The organism is uncultured Kushneria sp., assembly GCF_947497025.1.
In the GTDB taxonomy this organism is placed as follows: Bacteria; Pseudomonadota; Gammaproteobacteria; order Pseudomonadales; family Halomonadaceae; genus Kushneria.
In genome coordinates, this window is the sequence record NZ_CANMFC010000005.1 from 143,211 (window position 1) to 165,482 (window position 22,272).

Sequence of the window (22,272 nt, forward strand, 5' to 3'; positions counted from 1 at the left end):
CCCTTGGCGCCATGACATGAAGGCGACAGGCCAGGACAACACCTGCGGCCTGCACCACTGCCGTCGATCAGGAGAGCCAGGCATGGGGGTACACCGTTTTATCGGCACCAGCGCACGCGATGCCATGCGTCAGGTGCGCGAGTCACTGGGCGACGAGGCGCTGATTCTCTCCAATCGCCAGGTCGAGGGGGGCGTCGAGATCGTGGCGATGCTCGACGCCGATCAGGAAAGCCTGACCGGTCATCCGGCCGAGCCCGCACCTGATGCCCCCGAGTCCGTTACACCGGTGCCCGTGACGCCCGAACCTGCCCCCATCCCGCCTTCGGCCCCGGCGACCGCACCGCAGGAGATGCAGGCCTTCAGCGCGCAGCTGATGAATGAATTTGCCGCCATGCGCGATCTGCTCGACAGCCGCCTGAGCGCTGCACCGATGGCCGAGCCGGAACGGACCACGCCGGCCACCCGCCTGCGCCAGCGCATGATCGGCGTGGGGTTCAGCCAGACACTGGTGCGTGAGCTGATTGCGCTGCTGCCGGCCGAGTTTGCCGACACACCTGAAGAGACCATCGACGAGGCGCTCAACGGCTGGATCAGCCGTCAGCTGGCCGCTCGGCTTGAACTGCTGGACGCTGACCGCGACCTGCTGGCCGAGGGCGGCGTGATGGCCCTGATCGGTCCGACCGGCGTCGGCAAGACCACCACCACCGCCAAGCTCGCCTCGCGCTACGTGATGGCCCACGGCAACCGCGACGCCGCCCTGATTACCACCGACAGCTACCGTATCGGCGCCCAGGAGCAGCTGCGCATCTACGCCCGTCTGCTGGGCGTGGAAGTCCATGCACTGGAAGGCGACGGCGATCTGGGGGCGCTGCTGGCGCGCCTCATGACGCCGCGTCGCGCACTGTTACAGATGCAGCGCGCCACCCCCAAACGCACCATCCTGATCGACACTCTCGGCATGAGCCAGCGCGACCCGCGGCTGGCCACCGAAGTGGCACGGCTGGGGGAGGCGGGCGTACCGATCCAGACCCTGCTGGTACTGGACGCGGCCAGCCACGGCGACACCCTCGAACAGGTGGTGGCCGCCTATCAGCAGGCCGCCGAACAGGCCGGCACGCCGATCCGCGGCTGTATCATCACCAAGCTGGATGAATCCGCCCGGCCGGCCACCGTGCTGGACATTCTGGCTCGCCATCGGCTGCAGGTGCTGTTTGTGGCCAACGGCCAGCGGGTGCCGGAGGATCTGGCTGCGGTGGATGTGGCCGCGCTGGTGACTGAGGCGCTCGCGGTCGACAGTGCCTCCCCGTTTGGGTATGACGCCGCCACGCTGGCCGAAATGGCCGGGCAGACGCGTCAGTCGAAGGCGCATGCCCTGTCGCGCGATGTGGTCAGCCACGGTCGTTCGCTGCACGCCATGTTTGACACCCTGGCCCGCCGGGCGCCGGGAACCGCGCTGCTGGAACAGCTCTGGACCCATGGTGTGAATGATGCCGCCGGTGAGAGCTTTGCCGCCCATATGGCGGCCAGGTCGCCACTGACGGTCGCGCCAAGAGAAGAGCACGCCCTGTGGTGGTCGAAAGAGGGCGGCTCGCGCAGGCAGGACTGGAGCATGCCGCTGGTCTCGCTGGATGATCACGGCCTGCCGCTGCCGCAGACCTGGCTGCGCCATCGCCTGCCGGCCTCGGAAGCCGCGCGCATGCGCTGGGCGCGCGAGACCCACCAGAGTGCCTGGCACCTGATGGCCGCTCCGCCGGCCATCGATGAAATGCACCGGCTGGCGGCCGACCGGCAGCTGTGGATGGCGGCGGCCACGGCCGCCCGCCGGGTTCGCCATCAGGGCGAGCGTCAGCGACTGGTCGATCTGGCGGGGCTTGCCGCCGAGATCGATCAGCGCCAGTGCCGCTGGCGCGCCCGCCCGGTCAACATGGTGCTCTCCTGTCTGCCGGCGCTTTACGAGACGCGGGGCAGTGGCGCACCGGTCGAGGTGCTGGTGTGGTTTGCAAGGCTGCATGACGTTGACGACAACCGGGTGCTGGCGCGGCGCTACTGGCTCTCCAATGCCGTGACCGGTCGCGATGTGGCCTCGAGGCTGGCCCGGGCCGTGGCGCTGGAAGGGCTCGAGGGGCTGACCCGTCAGGCCATGCGTCGCTTGGAAGAGAGCGGCGTGGCGCGCAGTGATCGCGAGACCCGGCTGCAGCTGGCCTCCGGGCTGGCGGCACTGGCCACCCGACTGGAGCTGTGCAGTGAGGACTGGGCGATGGATGTGCGCGCCCAGCTGTTCAATCTGTCCGGCGGCACACGGCGGCGCACCGGCACCGTCCTGCTGGAGGCCTTGATGCAGGCCTTCACGGCCCGCGATGCGCTGATGGATGCCCGCGGAGCGCGTGCGTGAGGCGGTGTCATTTAAACGGTGACGTCCATGCAAGGGGGGACGTCCATGTCAGGTGATCAGGCCAGCGGTCTGCGCCAGTGGTCGCAGGCGCACGCCTTAACGCGGGACGTTCAGGGCTCGTCGATCGAGCTGGTGGTCATGACCTGGCATGAAAAAACCGCAACGCAGACGCTGGCCCGGCAGCTGCCTTGCCCCGAGCCGGACACGGTCTGGCAGCCCCGGCCGCTGATGCTGTCCTTGCCGCTGCCGGGGAGTGTCCCGGCTTCTCCCTGGTGGGTGCTCCATCTGAGCCATCTGGAAGCCCGTAGCGCGCCGGCACTGGCCGAGGCGCTGTGCTCACTTCGTCATGCCGGCATGCCACACACCGTATTGCTGGCCGCCCCCGATCATCTGGCGGTGGCCGGGCTGGTCAGCGCCGCGCGCACGCATCTGGGCGTGAGGCTCCTGCAGGATGCGCGCGCCTGGCACCAGGCGGTCATGGCGTCTCCGAGCCCGGGTTAAGGTAGACGTCAGGTCGACGTTAATGAAATACTTTGCACCCTTACGATATTTCCCTTGCGCCTGTCGCCATCCGCTTGTGGGCTTCCATGCCCGCCAGGCGGCATGCGTCGTTCACGATGCCGATCATTGTCGATGAGAATTGTCTCGAGTATTACCGGTGACCACTGGGTGCTGGCGCTGCGCACCGTGCTGGCCGTCTGGCTGGCGCTTTACGTGGCGCTGCGTCTGGATCTGGCCCAGCCGGCCTGGGCGATTCTGGCCGTCATGATCGTGACGCTGCAGCCGGTCATGTTCACCGGCGGCACGCCGCCGCTGGGTATCATCATTCATCGCTGTATCGGCCGGTTGATCGGCACCTTTCTGGGCGCGCTGATGGGGGTGGTGCTGATCGCGCTCTTTGCTCAGCAGCCGATGCTCTATCTGCTGGCCGCCGGTGCCTGGCTGTCGTTTTGTACCTTCTGCGTGATGCTGTTAAACGATGAGCCGGCCAGCTACATCATGATGCTCAGCGGCTATACCGCCACGCTGGTCTCGCTCACCGCGATCGGCACCGGCGTGGACAACATCTTTGATCTGGCGCTGGCGCGTACCACGGAAACGGCGCTGGGCATCGGCGCCGGTTTTTTGATGCATGTGCTCATTGTGCCCCGCTTTGGCAGCTACGCGCTGCCGAGCACCCTTGAGGCGCTGATCGAAGGCGCCGCCGGTGAGGTGCGCGTGGCGCTGGTGGAAAAGCGTTCAAGAGCGGTGCTCAACGAACGGCTGCGTGCGCTGATGGGCAAGCACCAGCAGTTCGAGGCCCAGCACGCGCTGGCGCGCTTCGAGTTCCGCCGCTTTCGACGGCTCTTGCCGGCGCTGGATCGCTTCGCCGGTGACAGTCTGGCACTGATGACCGGGCTTCGGGAGCTCGAAGAGGCCGTCGACCGGCTGTCGCGCTGCGAGGGCGCCGATGAGATCCTCGATGCCCTTCAGGCCGCAACGCTGCCCTTTCTGGACGCGCTGAAAGAACACGGCGATCAGCTGCCGGCTCTGCCGGTTCTGCCTGATATCGACACACTGGTGGCGCCACAGGCGCGCGTGATGCGGGTCAGGGCCACCCTGGTGCGCGAGCGCCTGGCCGAGGTCGTGCGGCTTTTGCATCATGGTCGGGCGCTGAGCCTTGCCATGCGCCGTCATCGCCATGCCCGATTGATACAGCTGACCGGGCGCCGTCCGCGCCGGACTCGCCATCCCGAGTATGGCGTGGCGCGCTACAACGCCTTTCGCGTCTTCATTGCCTTTGAGCTTCTGGGGCTGTTCTGGATTCACAGCGGCTGGCCCTCGGGGTATCTCTCCATGATGCTGCTGGGGGTCTTTATCGTGCTGTTTGCCAAGGCGCCCGACCCGGCGGCGGTGGTACGCCAGTTTCTCACCGGCACGATCTGGGCGGTCATCATTGGCTGTCTGTTTTCCTATGTGGTCTTTCCGGCCATCACCGGGTTTCCGCTGCTGGCGCTGAGTCTCGCGGTGCCGGTGGTCATCGGCACCCTGATGACCCCGCATATGCGCTACGCCGCGGTCGGGCTTGCCGGCGCGGTGACGCTGATGACGCTTTTGAATCTGCACCGGACCTACGTGTTTCATCCGACCCAGTTCATCAACGGCGGTCTGGCCTCGATTCTGGGCACCATCGTGACCATGGTGACCTATTCGCTCTTTCGCCAGCGCACCCCGGCGCAGCGACTGGAGACGCTGGTGGCCGCCTACTGGCGCGGGCTCGAGCGCGTCACCCGTGCGCGGCGGTTGCCGTCGCGGGCCTGGCTTGAAAGCCGACTGTACGACCGGCTGGGCCGTTTGCTGGCGCTGGGCAGCGGTGAGCAGATGCTGCGTGAAGCGGTGGACCTGCATGCCCTGGCCATGTGCCTGTGGCGACTGCGACGGCTGGCTCGCCAGAGCGGGCCCCACCAGCGCGATATCGAGCGCTGGGTGTTTGATCTGGGCCGACAGCTGCCCCGGGCCGGGCGCGATGAAAAGGCCTGGCAGCGTCTGGCGGCGGACAGTGAGGCCCGGGCGGCCGCCCTTTACGAGATTGAGCCACTGCCCATGGCGCTGATCGGGGAGTTCGAGATGCTCTCGCACCTGCTGCGGGATCTGCCCGGCGCCGCGGCGCAGGCCCGCGAGGCGCTGGCGCAGGCCGATGACGAACAAGGAGCCATGGATGCTCGATGAGTGGTCGTTTCTGGGGTTTTTGACACCGCCCCTGTTTGTGCCGGTGTTTCTGGCGCTGCTGTTGTTCTGGGGCGTGCGCCGGGTGATGTCGTATTTCGCGTTGTATCGATTTTTCTGGCAGCCGGTGCTGGCCGATATCGCCATTTTTACGCTGCTGTTGTGGGCGGTACTGATGCTCGGCGGCGCACTGCCGGCAGGAGGAAGGGCATGACGGACAAGGAGTCGGGTATGAAGGGCGTGTCTGCGCTGGCAGGGCGCACCCTGCGCATGGTGTTGACGCTGTTGCTGGTCGTGGCGGCACTGCTGGCAGCGTGGTGGATATGGCATCACTACATGCATGACCCCTGGACGCGCGACGGCCGTATTCGCGCCGATATCGTGCAGGTCGGCGTAGATGTCTCGGGGCTGGTCGATACGCTGGAAGTTCACGACAACGACCTGGTCCAAAAGGGCGATGTGCTTTTCACCATCGACCAGGCCCGCTATCAGCTCGCCCTGGATCAGGCGAAGGCCAGGCTGGCGCAGCTTCAGGAGCAGCGCGACGAGGCAAAGGCGACCAGCAGCCGACGTGATCGGCTCAATAATTATGTCTCCCAGGAGGCGCGCGACAACGCCCGCTTTGAGTATCGATCGGCCCAGGCAGGCGTTCAAAACGCCGAGGTGGCCGTGCGGGCCGCGAGGCTGGATCTTGATCGCTCAACGGTGCGCGCGCCAGTGGATGGCTATGTGACCAACCAGCAGCTGCGGCCCGGGCAGTATGTCAGCGCCGGCACTCAGGCCATGACGCTGGTGGATCAGCACAGCTTCTACGCGCTGGGCTACTTCGAGGAGACCAAGCTCGGGGGCATTCATCCCGGCGACCCGGCGCGCGTACGCCTGCTGGGGCGCGACCGGGAGCTCCAGGGTCATGTGGACTCGATTGCCCGCGGTATCGTCGATAACAGCCTGACCGGACAGTCGAGCGGACTGGCCGCCGTCAATCCTTCCTTTGACTGGGTGCGCCTGTCCCAGCGGATTCCGGTGCGCATCCGGCTGGAAAACGTGCCTGATGATCTGGTGCTCTCCGCCGGTCAGACCGCGACCATCTACGTCGATGCCCCCGGTCATGAACCGGACGAGCGCGGCTGGGGCGCGTCGCTGCGTCGCCAGCTGGAAAGGCTGTTCGATATCTAGGCCCCGGCCCGGAAAGCTCCGGGGCTAGCGGGTGTAGGGCGTGGCCGGTGCCGGTCCGCGCGGGTCCGAATAGAGGTCAACGCCACGGTCGGGATGGCTGAACGCGGGCGGTCGCGACTGGCCGGGCAGCGGGTAGCCATGCGGTGGCAGCGGATAGCTGCCCGAGGGTGGCCGATAGCCGCCTGGCGCCGGATAGGGCGAGGGCTGCCACTGATCAGGACGATGGAACCGGTGTGGGGCGGTGCCGTAAATGGTGGCCTGACGTTCGCGGTCGAACTGACGACGCTGGCCATCGTAGAGACGGTCGTACTGTCGTCTCAGCTGCTCATCGGTGTCGATGCGCTGCGGGCGGTGCCAGCCAAACCCGGGACGCCCGTCGTAGCCCCACTGGCCGTGATACCCCGGCGGTCCGCCATGGCCGGGACGGCCGTCAAAACCCGGGCGGTTGTTGAAACCGGGGCGACCATCGAATCCGGGTCGACCATCAAACCCCGGGCGACCGGCCTGCTGCCAGCCCCGTTCACCAAAGGCGTCGTTCTGGCGAAACTGTGACTGGTTTTGTGAAAAATATGATTGGTGCTGCGAGAAATGCGAGCGGTCCTGAGAAAAATGCGAGCGTACTGGCCCCTGGTCATCGGCCAGCACTGCGCCGCTCAGCACTGAAGCGATCAATCCTGCGACAAACCCTGCCTTTAACGATGTCATGACGGCCCCTCCCGGGAGTCGTTCGGTGCAGCCTTTATTCTAGCCTGGCAGAGTACGGGCCGCGCCATGCCGGGGTTACTCTCCGGTCGTCGCCTTTTTTGCCGCCTGTCGCTCAAGCTGGCGGCGCAGTTGTGGCGTCGCAATGCGTAAACGCCAGGGCGCGTCGCGATGCTCGGGCTCGGCGTAGTCGATGCCGATGCGCGGCCCCAGAACAATATCGTCATCGGTCACCGGTGTGCCCGGCTCGATCCAGATCCCTTCGCCGCTGCAGACATCGCAGTGATTGAAGGCGGCCTTTGTGATGCCCATGGCGCGGGTCAGCTTGCCGGGGCCGTTGAGCATGTCCCGGCCGCGCTTGCCGTTGCGCCGCTCGATCATGGTGTCTTCGCCCTGAATCGGCTCGATGGCACGAACCAGCACCGCGCAGGGGTCACCCACGGCCTCGGTCACCAGATTAAGCATGTCGTAGATGCCGTAGATCAGGTAGACATAGGCATGGCCCGGCGCGCCGAACATGATCTCGGTGCGCTGGGTGCGCCCGTGCGAGGAGTGGCAGGCGGTATCCATGAACCCAAGATAGGCTTCGGTTTCGGTGATCCGGCCGATCAGGCGCTGCTGGCCGTCATCGACAATGAGATGACACCCCAGCAGGTCGCGGGCGACCTCCAGGGTCGGACGGTCATAAAAGCTTCTGGGCAACGGGGCCGGCGCGGGTACAGCGGGCATTGAACCTCCTTGTCGATGCGTCTTGCGCGAAAGCATTCGGTGCCTTCGGAGTCAGGGGATGCGATAGCATGGCCCCCATAATGGACGAGCCCGGCGCGTTTCGCCGTGTCGGGCTGTCCGATTTTTTTCATCTCTTTCGTGGTTGAACGCTCATGCTGCCAGAACCGCACGACTTCAATGAAAGGCGCCTGCCCGGCTGGCAGGGCGCGCGAGGGGCCTGCCCGTCGCTGGCCACGCCCATGGAGACCGGGGATGGCTGGCTGGCGCGCCTGCCGCCGTTGATGGCACCGCTTGAAGGAGACGATGTCATCACGCTGTGCGAGGCGGCCGAGCGCTTTGGCAATGGGCTGATCGAGGTCACGCGGCGCGGCAATCTGCAGCTGCGCGGTCTGGCCGAAGGCGGCCACCGTGAGCTTGCCGATTACCTCACCCGGCGGCTGTCGCGCCACTGGCTGGAAAGCGGCGCGCCGGCGGTATCGATTGATCCGCTGCTGGACGTCGATGAAGCCATTGATGCGCCCACACGACAGCTGGCGCGTCGGCTGCGCGGTCGGATCCTGACCGGTGCGCCGGTAACGCTTGCGCCCAAGTGCGCCGTGGTGATCGACGCCGGTGGCTGGGCCGGGCTGGCCGGGCTCTCCGGTGATGTCCATGTGCGTCTGGACGGTGCCCGCGGCGGGTGGATCGGCCTGGCCGGTGATCACGGCAGCGCCACCTGGCTGGGCTGGATGGTGGCGTCCAAGCTGGCCAGTGCCGTGCTGGGACTTTTAAGCCAGATCGACATGCTCGGCCCCAGAGCCCGTGCGCATCATCTGCTGGCCGAGGTGTCGGTCTATGCGCTTTATGATCTTCTGGGCTGTCGCCCCGGCGCGCCGCCACCGCGCAGCGGTCTGTATCAGGGGCCGGATGCCGGCGCCCGACGCCAGCGTGACGTGCTGGATGTGGTCTGGCCGTTCGGACAGATGCCGGCGCTGGCGCTGCTGCGCTTTACGCGTCAGGCCATGAGTCTGGGGGTGCTGAGCTTTGCCGCCGCGCCCGGGCGGCACTGGCGGCTTCTATGCCAGGAGCATGCCGATATCCGGGCGGTTATCCGGGCCGCGCGCGAGGCCGGTCTGATCGTGGCAGACGATGATGCCCGTCTGGCCATCGTGGCCTGTACCGGCGCACCGGGCTGCGCCAGCGCTTTCATGAGCACTCATCAGACGGCCCGCGCCCTGAGCGAGCGCTGGTCGACGCTCTTTGATGGTTCGGTCCGACTGCACCTGTCCGGCTGCGCCAAGGGTTGCGCCAGCCTGGATCAGGCCACGTTCACGCTGGTCGGGATGGCCCGCGGCATCGGCCTGGTGTTTCAGGGCAATCCGCGCGGGGTGCCCCGGCTGGTGGCCGAGGACACCGCATCGCTGGTGGCGGCGTTTGAATACCTCGCCCGGGCGCTGGCCCGGGAGGGTCATGCGCTGCCGCTGGAGGAGGCGGCCCTGACCCGGGTGGGCGAGGAGCGCCTCGTGGCACTGCTGCGCACGGGCAGCAGTGGTAATGGCAACGACGGTAATGGCAACGACGGTAATGGCGGCAGTGGTAATGACGACAGTCGTCATGGCGGCGGCGTGTAAGGGCGGACGCTGAGGCGGCGCCAGGGTAGAATGGCGCGCCTGACCGCCCTGACACCCATCCTGAAGACGAGGGAACCCATGACCGATCGCCATGGCACCCATGACGCACCTGCCAAACGTTCCCTGCATGAGTACGAACATGATGGGCAGGCCATCTATCGTCAGTCGTTTGCCATTATTCGCTCGGAGGCGGATCTGGTGCGCTTTTCGCCGCTTGAAGCCGAGGTGGCCGTGCGCATGATTCACGCCTGCGGTGTGGTGGCGCTGGCCGAGCAGATTGTTTTTGGCGGTGGCGATATTGTCCGGGCGCGTGAGGCGATTTTTCAGGGTGCCCCGATCCTGTGCGACGCTGGCATGGTCGAGCGGGGCGTCACCCGTGCCCGGCTGCCGGCCGACAACGACGTGGTCTGCACCCTGCATGATGCGCGCACGCCGGCGCTGGCGGCACGGATCGGCAACACCCGCACGGCGGCGGCCATCGAGCTCTGGGGCGATCAGCTTGAGGGTGGGGTAGTCGTCATCGGCAACGCGCCGACGGCGCTCTTTCATCTGCTGGATCTGCTCCATCAGGGCGCGCCGCGCCCGGCCGCCATCATCGGGGTGCCGGTGGGCTTTGTGGGCGCGGTAGAGTCCAAGCAGGCCCTGATTGATGCCGGGCTCGACATTCCCTTCATTACGGTGCGCGGACGCATGGGCGGCAGCGCCATTGCCTCGGCCACCATCAATGCGCTGGCAAGCGACCGACTCTGATGCGATCAACTCCCGAATTCTCCGCGTCTTCCGGCGGCCAGCCGCTCGCCTCCGGGCGTCTTTATGGCGTGGGCACCGGCCCCGGTGACCCGGAGCTTTTGACCCTCAAGGCCGCCCGGGTGCTGGCTGAGGCCGATGTGGTGGCCTGGTTTGCCAAGGCCGGCAATCAAAGCAACGCCCGCCGCGTCATCAGTGAGCATCTGCGTCCCGATCAGCCGGAGCTGGCGCTGTATTATCCGGTGACCACCGAGCTGCATCGCCATTCCAGCGGCTATCGCGACGCCATCGCCGAATTTTATAAAGAGAGCGCCGAGCGGTTGGCGGCAGAGCTTTCCGCCGGGCGCAGCGTGGCCGTGCTGTCGGAAGGCGATCCGCTCTTTTTCGGCTCCTGGATGCATCTGCATGTGCGCCTGCGGGACCGGTTCGAGGTCGAGGTAATTCCGGGTGTCACCGGCATGGCCGGCGGCTGGTCGAGCGCCGGCGTGCCGATCTGTCAGGGTGATGATGTGTTGACCATCCTGCCGGGCACGCTTGCGGAAGATGCCCTGGTGGATCGCCTGTCACGCTGCGAGGCGGCCGTGATCATGAAGGTCGGGCGCAACCTGCCGCGCATTCGCGCCGCGCTGGCCCGGGTGGGGCTATTGGAGCGCGCGCTGTATGTCGAGCGCGCCACCATGGCGGGTGAGCAGATCATGAAGCTCATCGAGCGCGATGACCGCCCGGCCCCGTATTTTTCAATCGTGCTGATTCCCGGCTGGGCCGAGTGTACCCACCCGGTGACACTGGACGCGCTGGCGGTGCGCTCATGAGGGGTCGGCTGATCGTGATCGGGCTGGGGCCGGGCGAGGCCGCCTGCATGACGGCGCAGGCGGTCAAGGCGCTGGCCCGCGCCGACTGGTTTTACGGCTATGGGCCCTACGTGGATCGGGTGATGGCCCATGATGATCCACGCCGCGTGGTGTCGGACAACCGCGAGGAGGGCGCACGTGCCCGCGAGGCGCTGGCACTGGCGGCCCGTGGTGAATGCGTGGCGATGCTTTCCGGCGGTGATCCTGGCGTGTTTGCCATGGCCTCGGCCGTGTGTGAACAGATCGAACGCGGTCCCGAGGCCTGGCGCGCCCTGACGCTCGAGATTGTCCCCGGGGTGAGTGCCATGCTGGCGGCCGCGGCCGCCTGTGGCGCGCCGCTGGGCCATGATTTTGCCGCCATCTCGCTGTCCGACAACCTCAAGCCCTGGGCGCTGATCGAGCGGCGGCTGCTGGCCTGTGCCGGTGCCGGCCTTGTCATGGCCTTTTACAATCCGATCTCGAAGGCGCGCCCCTGGCAGCTGGGCGTGGCGCTTGAGCGACTACGCGAGGTGCTCGCGCCCGAGACGCTGGTGATTTTCGCCCGCGCTGCCGGTCGTCCGGAAGAGCAGATCAATACCACGACCCTGGGTCGGGCCCGCGCCGAGCAGGCCGATATGGCAACGCTTGTGATCATCGGCAGCGAGGAGACTCGCGAGGTCACAAGGCCGGGGCAGGCGTCACTGATCTATACGCCGCGTTTTGCGCCCGGCTTCGACCCCGAGCCTGACGACTCAGCACGCTGAGAGCCAGTCGAGCAGCCGCGCCATACTGTCATCCTCGACCCCTTCTACGGTGGGGGTGTCCGGCATGGCGGGCCGGCGCATCATGATGACGTCAATGCCCTGTTCCCGTGCGGCCACCAGCTTGGGTCGGGTGGCCTCGCCACCGCTGTGCTTGGTCACCAGCACGTCGATGGCGTGTTCCCGCAGCAGACGTCGCTCCTGTTCCAGCGTAAAGGGGCCACGCGCGATCAAGTTATCCACATGGGGCAGCGCCAGCGGCGGGTCGATGGGATCAATGCTGCGAATCACGTAATGATGGTGAGGCGCGGCTTCAAAATGTGCGGCCTGCTGTCGGCCGAAGGTGAGCAGCACCCGACGGGGTGTCTCGCCCAGCAGGGCCATCGCCTGCTGCGGGGTGTCGCATTCCAGCCAGCGGTCGCCCTTCTGGCGCTGCCAGCCGGGGCGGGTGACGCGCACAATGGGCAGCCCAAGATGCGCTGCCGCGTGCTGGGCGTGGTGCGCCATTTGCGCTGCGAAGGGGTGGGTGGCCACGATCACGGCATCGATACGATGGTCCTCAAGCCAGTGCACCAGCCCGGTCACACCGCCAAATCCGCCGCTGCGGGTGGTCACGCCATTGTCGATGGGCATGCGGGTGCGTCCGGCCAGTGACAGGGTGACCGAGACCGCGGGTTCGCCGGCCAGTCGCGCGGCAATCCGGCGGGCTTCCAGCGTACCGCCCAGCAGCAGGAGGCGTTTATGATGAGAAGAGGTTGCAGACATGGCCGGTCAACGTCGTGATCCGTTCAGTAATGATGGAAACGCAAAAAGCCCCGGTCATCGTACACCCAATGGGTATGCCGGCAGGGCACGCAATATAACAGGAGAGTGATGCATGAGCCTCAGTGATGCCCCCTTTGACGCGCCAGCGGCAGGCGATGGCAACCTTCACGGTGCCTGGCTTTCCATCGTCGGCATTCAGGAGTCCGGCCCCGAGGAGCTGTGTGAAAAGGCGCGCGAAGCGATCAGTCGGGCTTCGGTGGTCTTTGGCGGCACCCGGCATCTGGCGCTGACCGCCACGCTGATTCACGGCACGCCGATCGCCTGGCCTTCGCCGCTGAGCGCAGGCATCGATCAACTGCTGGCGCTGCGCGGACAGCCGGTGTGCGTGCTGGCTTCGGGCGATCCCTTTCACTATGGCATCGGCTCGACCCTGTCGGAATACGTGCCGGCCAGCGAAATGGTGGTATTCCCGGCACCGTCGGCCTTTTCGCTGGCCTGTGCCCGCCTGGGCTGGCCACTGCAGAAAAGCCGGCTGCTGTCGCTGCACGGGCGGGCCATGAGCCGTCTCAATGGCCATCTGCATCACGGCGTTCGCATCGTGGCGCTCACCAGCGATGGCGCGGCGCCTGCCCTGATGGCCAGCATGCTCACCGAGCGCAACATGGGCGACAGCCGCATGACCGTGCTTGAAGCGCTGGGCGGACCGCGCGAGACCATCCAGAGCTTTACGGCACAGGCACTGGCGCGCGAGTCACGCGAGTTCGACGCGCTCAACGTGGTGGCACTCGAGATTGTGCAGCAGGGCGACGCGGCGGTGGCCGGTCTGGCCCCCGGACGCAGTGATGTGCTCTTTGAACATGATGGCCAGATTACCCGACGCGACATTCGCGCCATGACGCTGGCCCGGCTGTCGCCGCGCCCGGGTGAGCGGCTGTGGGACATCGGTGCCGGCTCCGGCTCAATCAGCATCGAGTGGCTTCTGCTGGATGACTCGCTGGAGGCCGTGGCCATCGAGCGCGACGAGACGCGCTGTCAGCGTATTCGTCGCAATGCCGAGACGCTGGGTGTGCCGCGCCTGGAGATTGTGCCGGGCCAGGCGCCCGAAGCGCTCGAGGGTCTTGCCACCCCACAGGCCATTTTCGTGGGCGGCGGCGTCAGCAACATGGCGCTGATGGCGCGCTGCTTTGATGCGCTGGCCCCCGGCGGGCGGCTGGTCGCCAATGCGGTCACGCTGGAAAGCGAGCTGGCGCTGGGTGAGTGCCACCGGCTGCTGGGCGGTGAACTGATGCGCCTGAGCCTTGAGCAGACCGCGCCGCTGGGCAGCATGATCGGCTGGACGCCGGCACGCACCATCACCCAGTGGGTCTGGATCAAACCGATGGACTTTCAGGGGGGCTCATGACGGTCCATTTCATTGGCGCAGGCCCGGGTGCTGCCGATCTGATCACCGTGCGCGGCCAGCGTCTGCTCTCGCAGTGCCCGGTCTGTCTCTATGCCGGCTCGACGGTGGCCACCGAGCTGCTGGAATACTGTCCGCCCGGGGCGCGCCTGATCAATACCGCGGCGCTGGATCTTGAGGCCATTGAGCGGGAGTATGTGCGGGCGCATCAGAACAATGAGGCGGTGGCCCGGCTGCATTCGGGCGATCTCTCCGTCTACAGCGCGCTGGCCGAGCAGCTCCGGCGACTGAAACAGCGCGGCATTGACTACACCCTGACGCCCGGCGTGCCGGCCTTTTCCGCCGCCGCCGCCCTGATCGAGCGTGAACTGACGGTGCCGGAGGTGGCCCAGAGCGTGGTGCTGACCCGGCTGTCCGGACGAGCGTCCAGAATGCCCGAGCGCGAACAGCTCGAGCGCTTTGCCGACACCGGTGCGACGCTGGCCATTCATCTGGCGATCCATCGCCTGGAAGAGATCGTCACGCGGCTGACGCCCTTTTACGGCGCGAACTGCCCGGTGGCGGTGGTGTACCGTGCCAGCTGGCCGGAAGAGCGCATGATTCAGGGCGTGCTGGGCGATATGGTTGAGCGTCTAGTGGCGGATCCGATCGAGCGCAGTGCACTGATTCTGGTCGGGCCAGCGCTGGGGGACAGTGCTTTTCGCGACAGTGCGCTCTATGAAACGGGCTATTGCCGGCGCTTTCGCCACGGTGAGGGCCTCGAGGCACTGACACCGTCGGACAAGGGATGAGATAGACGACATGCAAAATGATCTGCCCGGGCAGGGCGCTGATAGTGAGGCGTTTTACGCCTTTCGGGAACACCGGCTGTCGTGGGTGGCCTACGGCGACGCCATTCTCAAGGGCGTCGTGGCCATCGCCATCAGCATCGCGCTGATGCTCTCGCCGCGCTGGATCATGATGACGCCCATCACGGCGCAGATCCTGTTTTACGCCGGCATTGCCTTTGCGATCTGTGCGCTGGGACTTTCGATCTATCGGCTCTGCTATCTTCGTCGCGTGCGTCTTTACACCGATCAGGACGGTGTCTGGTGCTATCGCGGCATTCTGCCCTGGCGGCGTGGCGTTGTGGGGACCAACTGGCGTGATGTGCGCCAGGCCAGCTATGGCACGGGCTTTGTACGCTGGGCCACAAGGGCCTATCCGATCAACGTCGATAACCGCTTTACCGATACCGACCCGATCCGGCTTGCCCATGTGCACCGCGGTCATGAGTTCGTCGGTCACGTGAATGCCTGGCGCAACCGGATGCTGCGCCAGGACGGCGAGACGCTGCGGTAGGGTCGTAAAGAGCTGAGTCGGCCTCAGGTCTCGACAGGTGGGCGGTGCTCCCTGATGACCTCTCGATCGCGAATGCAGTCCTCTTCGTGAGAGGCCTCCCGCCAGGGTTCCTGAATGCCGGCGTTGACCCAGTCCGACACGGATGGATGCGCCAGCAGCCGATCCACATAGGCCATGGCCTGCTCACCGAGCGTGAGCTGATAGTTGTTGAGCCGCACCGCCACCGGCGCAAAAAAGGCATCAACGGCGGTAAAGCGATCCCCTGCCAGCCACGGCCCGCCAAAACGCTCGAGGCCATAACACCAGAGCGCCTCGAGACGCTCGAGATCACGCTTGAGCGCCTCGCTCGGCGTGGTCAGCGCAATGACCAGTCGACAGTTCATCGAACACTCATCGCGCAGGGCGGGAAAGCCCGAGTGCATCTCGGAGGCCGCGCAGCGAGCAAAGGCGCGCGCCACGGGCTCGTGGGGCCATACGGCGGGGCTTGCCTCGGCAAGGTACTCACAGATGGCCAGCGAATCCCATACCGTCAGCGGTCCATCCACCAGACACGGCACCTTGCCGGTGGGCGAGAAGGCGTCAAAAGCGGGCTGGCGCGCGCCGTACTCGAACGGCGTCAGCACTTCGTCAAAGGGAATGTCGAGCGCGTGCATCAGCACCCACGGACGCATCGACCATGACGAATAGTTCTTGTTGGCGATATGAAGACGGTAGCGCATGACACCTCTTGAACATTGGTGGTCAGATCACCCCCAGCATACCCAGGAATACCCGCAGCGCCAGCAGGCAGACAATCAGCATGACCGCGCCATAGACCAGGTTCTGTCTGAATGTGTTGGACAGCGCGCCCAAAAGCGTTTTCTGATTGCACAGTACCCAGATCGACCCCACGATCGCCGGCAGCAGCAGACCGTTGATCGCCTGCGCGGTCAGAATCAGCTCAATGGGCGTACTGCCATACAGCGCCACGATCACCACCGGTGCCAGTGCTGCCAGCAGCATGACGCCACGGTTGCGCGAGCTGCGGGCACTTTCGTTACGCCCGGTGGCCTCGCCCAGCAGCGGCGGCTGCACGGCGATATTGAAAAGCCCCGAGGAGAAGCCGGCCGCCCAGAGCCCCAGCGAGAACAGCACCCCGGCGTATTGACCCAGCACCGGCGTAAGCTGGCCGGCCATGTCGGCCGCGCCCGATACACCGGTGCCCAGCGGATGAAGGGCCGCCGCCGAGCACAGGAGGATGGCGACCATGACCACGCCGGTAATGACCACATTGGTGGTGTGATCAAAGCGTGACAGGGCCAGACGCCTGTCCATCGGTGTGGTGGTGTCGCCTTCATACTTGCGTTTGATGAAGGCCGACAGCCCCAGCACGGTGTTGGGCGGCAGGGTAGTGGCGATCAGAGCGAGAATCAGCCAGTAGTTGCCCTCGGGGATCTGAAAGGAGAACCCGGTGGCTGCCACCTCGCCCGGATCCGGCCCGGCCAGTGCCAGCGTCAGGACAAACGACAGCACGATCAGACCGATGATCACGCGGTTGATGTTCTCCAGCAGCCGGTACACCCCGACCCAGCACATCAGCAGTGCGGCCAGCGCCAGCAGGCCCACCCAGACCAGGATCGGAATCGACGGCAGCAGAAAATTGAGCGCCAGGGCGGCGCCGGTGAAATTGCCGGCCTGAAAGGCCACGGCGCCCAAAAGGAGTGCAACGTAGAGCGTAATGGCCCATTTTCGACCCATACGCTGGCGAATGCCTTCCATCGCCGACATCCGCGTGGCGAGGGTAAATCGGATCACCGGGCGTTGAAAACAAAAGGCGACCACGGAGGCGGCGATCACGGCCCAGAGCAGCGTAAAACCGTATTCGGCCCCGGCGACCGAGAGCGTGGTGATTGAGCCGGGGCCGAGAATGCAGGCAGCGACCATGGCGCCGGGACCCAGTGCACGCAGCCGCTCGGCAATCCCCAGTGACGCCGGCGTCCGCGGGGCGGCGCTTTCGTGAGTGGTCATCGTTTTCATGTTGGGCCTCGTGGCAGATGGGCATACCTTTTATCCATGCAAGAGATGTGCCTGATGGCGCTGTCGGCATGTTTTTATCCCCACGGGGTTCCGGGGCAGGGCAATGGCCAGAAATCGGACCAAAAAAAGCCCCGCTCGAGGCGGGGCAAGGGAGAGAAAGGATAGAGGGTTATTAGTGGGCCACGCTGCCAGAGGCGCCGATGCCGGTCTGGGAGCGTACGAACTGCGCATCGAACAGATCGCGTTCACGTTCGGCAGAGGCCGATTTGTCGGTGACCGAGAACAGCCAGATGCCGATAAAGGCCACGGCCATCGAGAACAGCGCCGGATAGTCATAGGGGTAGATGGGGGTGTCGTGACCCAGTACCTGTACCCAGATGGTCGGACCCAGAATCATCAGTACGATGGCAGTAAGAAGGCCGAGGCCGCCTCCGATGACTGCTCCGCGCGTGGTGAGCCGGCGCCAGTACATGGAGAGCAGCAGCACCGGGAAGTTGCAGCTGGCTGCGATCGAGAAGGCCAGGCCCACCATGAAGGCCACGTTCTGGCTTTCAAAGGCAATGCCCAGCACGATGGCCACGATCCCCAGCACCAGTACGGAAATCTTGGAGATGCGCACTTCCTTTTTCTCATCGGCGTTGTCATTCATGATGACGCCGGCATACAGGTCATGCGAGATCGCCGAGGCACCCGCCAGTGCCAGGCCTGCCACCACGGCAAGAATGGTGGCAAAGGCCACCGCCGAGATGAAGCCCAGAAAAATACTGCCGCCCACGGCGTTGGCCAGATGCACCGCCACCATGTTGGTGCCGCCAATGATCGCCCCGGTACTGTCCTGAAAGGCCGGATTGGTGCTTACCAGAATGATGGCGCCAAAGCCGATGATGAAGGTGAGAATGTAGAAGTAGCCGATGAAGCCGGTCGCCACGAACACGCTCTTGCGCGCTTCCTTGGCATTGCCGACGGTAAAAAAGCGCATCAGGATGTGGGGCAGCCCCGCGGTGCCGAACATCAGTGCCAGCCCCAGCGAAATCGCCGAGATGGGGTCCTTGACCAGTCCGCCCGGACTCATGATCGATGCGCCATTGGCATGCACGGCCACCGCTTCATTGAAAAGCCCTTCGATACTGAAATCTACGTGCATCAGCACCATCAGGGCCATGAAGCTGGCTCCGAACAGCAAAATGGCGGCCTTGATCATCTGCACCCAGGTCGTAGCCAGCATGCCGCCAAAGAGCACATAACAGACCATCAGTACCCCGACCACCACTACGGCAATGTGATAGTTCAGGCCAAACAGCAGCTGAATCAGCTTGCCGGCGCCGACCATCTGGGCGATCAGGTAAAGCGCAACCACGGCCAGTGAGCCAAAGGCGGAGAGAATGCGCACCGGTCGCTTGCTCAGACGGAAGGAGGCCACATCGGCAAAGGTGTAGCGCCCCAGGTTACGCAGCCGCTCGGCGATCAGGAACATGATCATCGGCCAGCCAACCAGAAAGCCCATCGAGTAGATCAGACCGTCATAGCCCGAGGTGAATACCAGTGCCGAGATGCCCAGAAAGGAGGCTGCCGACATGAAGTCACCCGAAATCGCCAGGCCGTTCTGGAAACCGGTGATGTTACCCCCGGCCGCATAGTAGTCTGACGCCGACTGGCTCTTTTTTGAGGCCCACCAGGTAATGTAAAGCGTGATGCCCACGAAGATCAGAAACATGATGATGGCCGGCACGTTGAGCGCCTGTTTTGTCACGGGCCCGGTCAGGGCGTCGGCCATGGCAGTGGCGCCGGTCAGCAGGCTGCCCGCTGCCAACAGTGTCAGCTTCAACAGCACGGTATTCATTGACCGATCTCCTTGAGCACCCGGGCATTGAGACGGTCAAATTCGCCGTTGGCGCGCCGCACGTAGAGTCCGGTCAGCACGATGGCGACCACGATCAGTCCCAGACCGATCAGAATGCCCCAGGTCGTGGTCATGCCCTGGGCAATCGGGGCCCCCAGCACACCGGGGGTAAAGGCGATCAGCAGGATAAAGGCCATGTAAAGCCCCAGCATGATGATGGAAAGCGTCATGGCAAAACGGGAGCGCTTTTGCACCAGCTCCTGGAAGCTGGCATTGCGCTGAATATCGCGCCACTGGGTATCGTTGTGCGTTGGTCCATTCATGGCTCATCCTTGTTATTCCGGCAGATCACCGTTTTTATGTGCGGGGCCACTAATACTTGCCCGGAAACAGGGGGAAAGAGCAGAGCACTTTAGTCGTGATTCGACCAAAGAGTCGTTCAGGGACTCAAATGTTGCTGATCGCAATCGCATCAAATAGCCCCATGAACAGGGTAATCAAAAGCGGCATGTCACCATGATGATATGCAAAGGGCATGACAGGGAGCAGCAAGCGAATGGATATCGAGCAGCTGGAAATTCGCCAGCACATGGCGCAGTACGCGCCCTTTGAATATCTCGAGGATGAGTGGCTGGATCAGGTGGCCACTCGGGTCGAGATCAGCTATTTCCAGGCAGGCACCGACATTCTGGCGCTGGATCAGGAGATCAACGAGCTTTGCTATGTGCGCAGCGGCGCCGTTGAAGTCTCAAGGCGCAGCGGCCAGCTGTTTGACCGCCTGGTGGAAGGCGACATCTTTGGCTATTCGGACATCATGCGTAATCGTCGTGTTCGGTTTCCGGTGCGCGCCATCGAGGACACGCTGATCTACTTCGTACCCGCCGAGCTTTTCGAGTCACTTCGCGCCGAAAACGATGATTTCGCCGACTTTGTCGAAACCGGCGGCGACCGCCTCAAGGCGACGGTCGATCAGCAGCGCAACGACAATCAGATGAGCAGCACCCGGGTACGACGCCTGATCCGGCGCAAGCCGACCATGGTGGATATTCACACCCCGGTGGGCGAGGTGGCGCGGCGCATGCGCGAAGACAATGTGACCTCCGTGCTGGTGCTCAGTGAGGAGGAGGAGGGGATCAACGGCCCACGTCACTTCACCACCCAGGAAGGCCAGGTGCGCCGTCTGGCCGGACTTTTGACCGACCGTGATTGCTGTGTGCGGGTGCTGGCGGAAGGCCTCAGCGTTGATACACCGGTGGGCGAGGTGATGTCGACCAGTCTGATGACGGCCCAATCGGATGCCTCGATCTATGAGGCCATGATGACGATGCTCAATCACAACATTCAGCATCTGCCCATCCTTTATCGGCGTCGACCGATCGGGGTGCTGCAGCTCAGCGATGTCATGCGCTATGAGACCCGCAGCAGCCTCTATCTGGTCAGTTCGATCTTTACCCAGTCCGGGCTTGCCGGACTGGTGCGTCTGAGCGGTGACCTGCCACTGGCCTTTGCGCGCCTGGTGGATGAAGGCGCCGATGCCCAGATGATCGGCCGGACCATGGCCACCATCTGTCGAAGCTTTATTCGCAAGCTGCTGGAACTGGGGGAGACCGAGCTGGGGCCGCCGCCGATCCCTTACTGCTTCATGGTACTGGGGTCGTGCGCGCGCGATGAACAGACGATCTTTGCCGATCAGGACCACGCCATGATCCTGGATAACAGCTTTGTGCCCGAGCAGCACGACGCCTATTTCCAGTCACTGGCCCGCTTTGTCAGCGACGGGCTGGCGGCCTGCAGCTATCCCCTGTGCAAGGGCGATGTCATGGCGACCAATCAGCGCTGGCGTCAGCCGCTGTCGGTCTGGCAGGGCTACTTCCGCGACTGGATTGAAAACCCCGACCCCGAAGCATTGCTGCACAGTGCCATCTTTTTTGATCTGGGCTACGTGCATGGCGAGCTTGACATGGTGGAAGCGCTTCAGGAGCTGATTTCCAGTCTGGCGCCTCAAAATCCCTTCTTTCTGGCCGCCATGGCCCGCAATGCGCTCAACCGCACGCCGCCACTGGGGCTTTTCCGTACCTTCATTCTGGAAAAGGATGGCCAGCACAACGATGCCATCGATCTCAAGCGGCGCGGTACGGCGCCGCTGGTCGATCTGGTGCGCGTCCATGCTCTGGCCTGCGGGTCCGCCTCGCACAATACCATCGACCGGCTCAAGGATATTGCCGAAACGCGTCTGCTGCCCGAGGGGGTCAACGATCGGCTGCGCTACGCCTTTGAATTCATCTCGATGGTGCGCATTCGTCATCAGGCGCTGGCCATTGAAAGCAATGAGTCACCTGATAATCGTCTCAAGCCCAGTAACGTCGAAAGTCACGAGCGTCATAATCTCAAGGATGCCTTTGAAGTGCTCAGCCATGCTCAAAAATTTCTGAAGTTCCGCTACCCGGTACCTTCCAGCTCGAGTCGGAAGAGAGGGCGCTGATGCGCGACTGGCCTCAGCGACTGCAAAAGCACTATCGGCGCTGGCAATGGCATCGACGCGGGCGGCTGGTCTCCGAATGGCCGGCCTATCTGGCGGATCGACACGGCCAAACGCGTGATGATCGGCTGGCCCACTACTTCGGGGCCGGAACACTGGACCCGCAGGCCCCCATCAGCGAGGTGCCGCTGGTGGCGCTGGATATCGAGACGACAGGTCTTGATCCATCGCGTGACAGTATTGTCAGTATCGGTGTGCAGCCCTTTACGCTTGGCCGCATTCCGGTGGCCAAAAGCCGTTACTGGGTGGTGTCACCGCAGCGCGCGCTCAGCAGTCGTTCCGTGGTCTATCACCGCTTGACGCATAGTGATCTGGCCGATGCGCCGCGCTTTGACCAGATTGTCGGCGAGGTGCTCGAACAGCTCGCCGGCCGTCTGGTGGTGGTGCACTACACCCGAATCGAGCGCGAGTTTCTCGATGCGGCGGCGCGCCATTATTTAAAGGAGCCGCTGCTGTTTCCGCTGATCGATACCATGGCGATCGAAGCCTGGCAGCATCGTCGGCTGACATGGTTTCAGCGACTGATCGGTCGGCGGCCGGTGTCACTGCGTCTGCATCCCAGTCGCGAGCGCTATCACCTGCCGCCCTATCAGGCCCACCATGCGCTGATTGACGCCCTGGCCACGGCCGAGCTTCTGCAGGCGCAGATTGCCCGGCACTATGCCCCGGATACACCGGTGGGCGTACTCTGGGAGTAGCGCATCAGCCGGGCCGTATAT

The 22,272-nt window shown here is 64.6% G+C and carries 21 protein-coding genes; 14 read left to right on the forward strand and 7 right to left on the reverse strand.

The window, feature by feature from the left end; translation table 11 throughout:
* The first annotated feature begins 82 nt into the window (after positions 1-82).
* The 5 genes from flhF to Q0931_RS11020 all read left to right on the forward strand — a co-directional run bounded on the left by flhF (position 83) and on the right by Q0931_RS11020 (position 6,274).
* Complete coding sequence (gene flhF, locus Q0931_RS11000; RefSeq protein ID WP_299260219.1) at positions 83-2,392, forward strand: flagellar biosynthesis protein FlhF; 2,310 nt, start codon at positions 83-85, stop codon at positions 2,390-2,392.
* Positions 2,393-2,437: 45 nt separating this feature from the next.
* The gene (locus tag Q0931_RS11005; protein ID WP_299260221.1) at positions 2,438-2,893 is read left to right on the forward strand and encodes a hypothetical protein; all 456 of its coding nucleotides are present in this window, start codon (positions 2,438-2,440) and stop codon (positions 2,891-2,893) included.
* 132 nt (positions 2,894-3,025) lie between these two features.
* Positions 3,026-5,101, forward strand: a complete 2,076-nt coding sequence (locus Q0931_RS11010; protein ID WP_299260223.1) for an FUSC family protein — start codon at positions 3,026-3,028, stop codon at positions 5,099-5,101.
* Positions 5,091-5,312 (forward strand): DUF1656 domain-containing protein, encoded by a 222-nt coding sequence (locus tag Q0931_RS11015; protein WP_299260225.1) that lies wholly within the window; start codon positions 5,091-5,093, stop codon positions 5,310-5,312. Before Q0931_RS11010 ends, Q0931_RS11015 begins: the two co-directional genes overlap by 11 nt.
* Positions 5,309-6,274 (forward strand): HlyD family secretion protein, encoded by a 966-nt coding sequence (locus tag Q0931_RS11020; RefSeq protein ID WP_299260227.1) that lies wholly within the window; start codon positions 5,309-5,311, stop codon positions 6,272-6,274. The genes Q0931_RS11015 and Q0931_RS11020 overlap by 4 nt, the downstream gene beginning before the upstream one ends.
* Positions 6,275-6,298: 24 nt before the next feature.
* Here the strand turns inward: Q0931_RS11020 and Q0931_RS11025 are convergent, their stop codons facing one another.
* Positions 6,299-6,979, reverse strand: a complete 681-nt coding sequence (locus Q0931_RS11025; protein WP_299260229.1) for a hypothetical protein — start codon at positions 6,977-6,979, stop codon at positions 6,299-6,301.
* A gap of 75 nt (positions 6,980-7,054) precedes the next feature.
* Positions 7,055-7,705 (reverse strand): DNA-3-methyladenine glycosylase, encoded by a 651-nt coding sequence (locus tag Q0931_RS11030; RefSeq protein WP_299260231.1) that lies wholly within the window; start codon positions 7,703-7,705, stop codon positions 7,055-7,057.
* Positions 7,706-7,857: 152 nt separating this feature from the next.
* Here Q0931_RS11030 and Q0931_RS11035 point away from each other — a divergent pair, with 152 nt between their 5' ends.
* The 4 genes from Q0931_RS11035 to cobJ all read left to right on the forward strand — a co-directional run bounded on the left by Q0931_RS11035 (position 7,858) and on the right by cobJ (position 11,656).
* Positions 7,858-9,315 carry a hypothetical protein gene (locus tag Q0931_RS11035; RefSeq protein ID WP_299260233.1) on the forward strand — a complete coding sequence of 486 codons (1,458 nt, stop codon included), beginning with the start codon at positions 7,858-7,860 and terminating at the stop codon, positions 9,313-9,315.
* A gap of 123 nt (positions 9,316-9,438) precedes the next feature.
* Positions 9,439-10,065: a precorrin-8X methylmutase gene (locus Q0931_RS11040; RefSeq protein ID WP_299260503.1), complete on the forward strand. Its 627-nt coding sequence runs from the start codon at positions 9,439-9,441 to the stop codon at positions 10,063-10,065.
* The gene (locus Q0931_RS11045) at positions 10,065-10,874 is read left to right on the forward strand and encodes a precorrin-2 C(20)-methyltransferase (RefSeq protein WP_299260235.1); all 810 of its coding nucleotides are present in this window, start codon (positions 10,065-10,067) and stop codon (positions 10,872-10,874) included. The genes Q0931_RS11040 and Q0931_RS11045 overlap by 1 nt, the downstream gene beginning before the upstream one ends.
* On the forward strand, positions 10,871-11,656 hold the full coding sequence (gene cobJ, locus Q0931_RS11050; RefSeq protein WP_299260237.1) for a precorrin-3B C(17)-methyltransferase: 786 nt from the start codon (positions 10,871-10,873) through the stop codon (positions 11,654-11,656). Before Q0931_RS11045 ends, cobJ begins: the two co-directional genes overlap by 4 nt.
* On the opposite strand, the gene Q0931_RS11055 is transcribed toward cobJ, so the two are convergent.
* Positions 11,645-12,418, reverse strand: coding sequence for a cobalt-precorrin-6A reductase (locus tag Q0931_RS11055; protein WP_299260239.1), 774 nt, complete (start codon positions 12,416-12,418; stop codon positions 11,645-11,647). The two genes, cobJ and Q0931_RS11055, sit on opposite strands and share 12 nt — an antisense overlap.
* A gap of 112 nt (positions 12,419-12,530) precedes the next feature.
* On the opposite strand from Q0931_RS11055, the gene cbiE reads away from it, so the two are divergent.
* Genes cbiE through Q0931_RS11070 form a run of 3 tightly spaced genes read left to right on the forward strand, consistent with a single transcriptional unit; the run spans position 12,531 to position 15,158 of the window.
* Positions 12,531-13,820, forward strand: coding sequence for a precorrin-6y C5,15-methyltransferase (decarboxylating) subunit CbiE (gene cbiE / locus Q0931_RS11060; RefSeq protein WP_299260241.1), 1,290 nt, complete (start codon positions 12,531-12,533; stop codon positions 13,818-13,820).
* Complete coding sequence (gene cobM, locus Q0931_RS11065; protein WP_299260243.1) at positions 13,817-14,608, forward strand: precorrin-4 C(11)-methyltransferase; 792 nt, start codon at positions 13,817-13,819, stop codon at positions 14,606-14,608. Before cbiE ends, cobM begins: the two co-directional genes overlap by 4 nt.
* Before the next feature lie 10 nt (positions 14,609-14,618).
* A complete protein-coding gene (locus Q0931_RS11070; protein WP_299260246.1) occupies positions 14,619-15,158 on the forward strand; it encodes a hypothetical protein in 540 nt (179 codons plus the stop codon).
* A gap of 23 nt (positions 15,159-15,181) precedes the next feature.
* Here the strand turns inward: Q0931_RS11070 and Q0931_RS11075 are convergent, their stop codons facing one another.
* The 4 genes from Q0931_RS11075 to Q0931_RS11090 form a co-directional block, all read right to left on the reverse strand.
* Positions 15,182-15,877: a glutathione S-transferase family protein gene (locus tag Q0931_RS11075; RefSeq protein ID WP_299260247.1), complete on the reverse strand. Its 696-nt coding sequence runs from the start codon at positions 15,875-15,877 to the stop codon at positions 15,182-15,184.
* Between the two features lie 22 nt (positions 15,878-15,899).
* Positions 15,900-17,174 carry an Nramp family divalent metal transporter gene (locus tag Q0931_RS11080; RefSeq protein WP_299260249.1) on the reverse strand — a complete coding sequence of 425 codons (1,275 nt, stop codon included), beginning with the start codon at positions 17,172-17,174 and terminating at the stop codon, positions 15,900-15,902.
* 172 nt (positions 17,175-17,346) lie between these two features.
* The gene (locus Q0931_RS11085) at positions 17,347-19,014 is read right to left on the reverse strand and encodes a cation acetate symporter (RefSeq protein WP_299260252.1); all 1,668 of its coding nucleotides are present in this window, start codon (positions 19,012-19,014) and stop codon (positions 17,347-17,349) included.
* On the reverse strand, positions 19,011-19,337 hold the full coding sequence (locus Q0931_RS11090; RefSeq protein ID WP_299260254.1) for a DUF485 domain-containing protein: 327 nt from the start codon (positions 19,335-19,337) through the stop codon (positions 19,011-19,013). The genes Q0931_RS11085 and Q0931_RS11090 overlap by 4 nt, the downstream gene beginning before the upstream one ends.
* Positions 19,338-19,570: 233 nt before the next feature.
* Here Q0931_RS11090 and Q0931_RS11095 point away from each other — a divergent pair, with 233 nt between their 5' ends.
* Together Q0931_RS11095 and Q0931_RS11100 are read left to right on the forward strand one after the other, a co-directional pair.
* Positions 19,571-21,496: a putative nucleotidyltransferase substrate binding domain-containing protein gene (locus Q0931_RS11095; protein WP_299260256.1), complete on the forward strand. Its 1,926-nt coding sequence runs from the start codon at positions 19,571-19,573 to the stop codon at positions 21,494-21,496.
* On the forward strand, positions 21,496-22,251 hold the full coding sequence (locus Q0931_RS11100; RefSeq protein ID WP_299260258.1) for a 3'-5' exonuclease: 756 nt from the start codon (positions 21,496-21,498) through the stop codon (positions 22,249-22,251). The genes Q0931_RS11095 and Q0931_RS11100 overlap by 1 nt, the downstream gene beginning before the upstream one ends.
* Positions 22,252-22,272 lie beyond the last annotated feature (21 nt).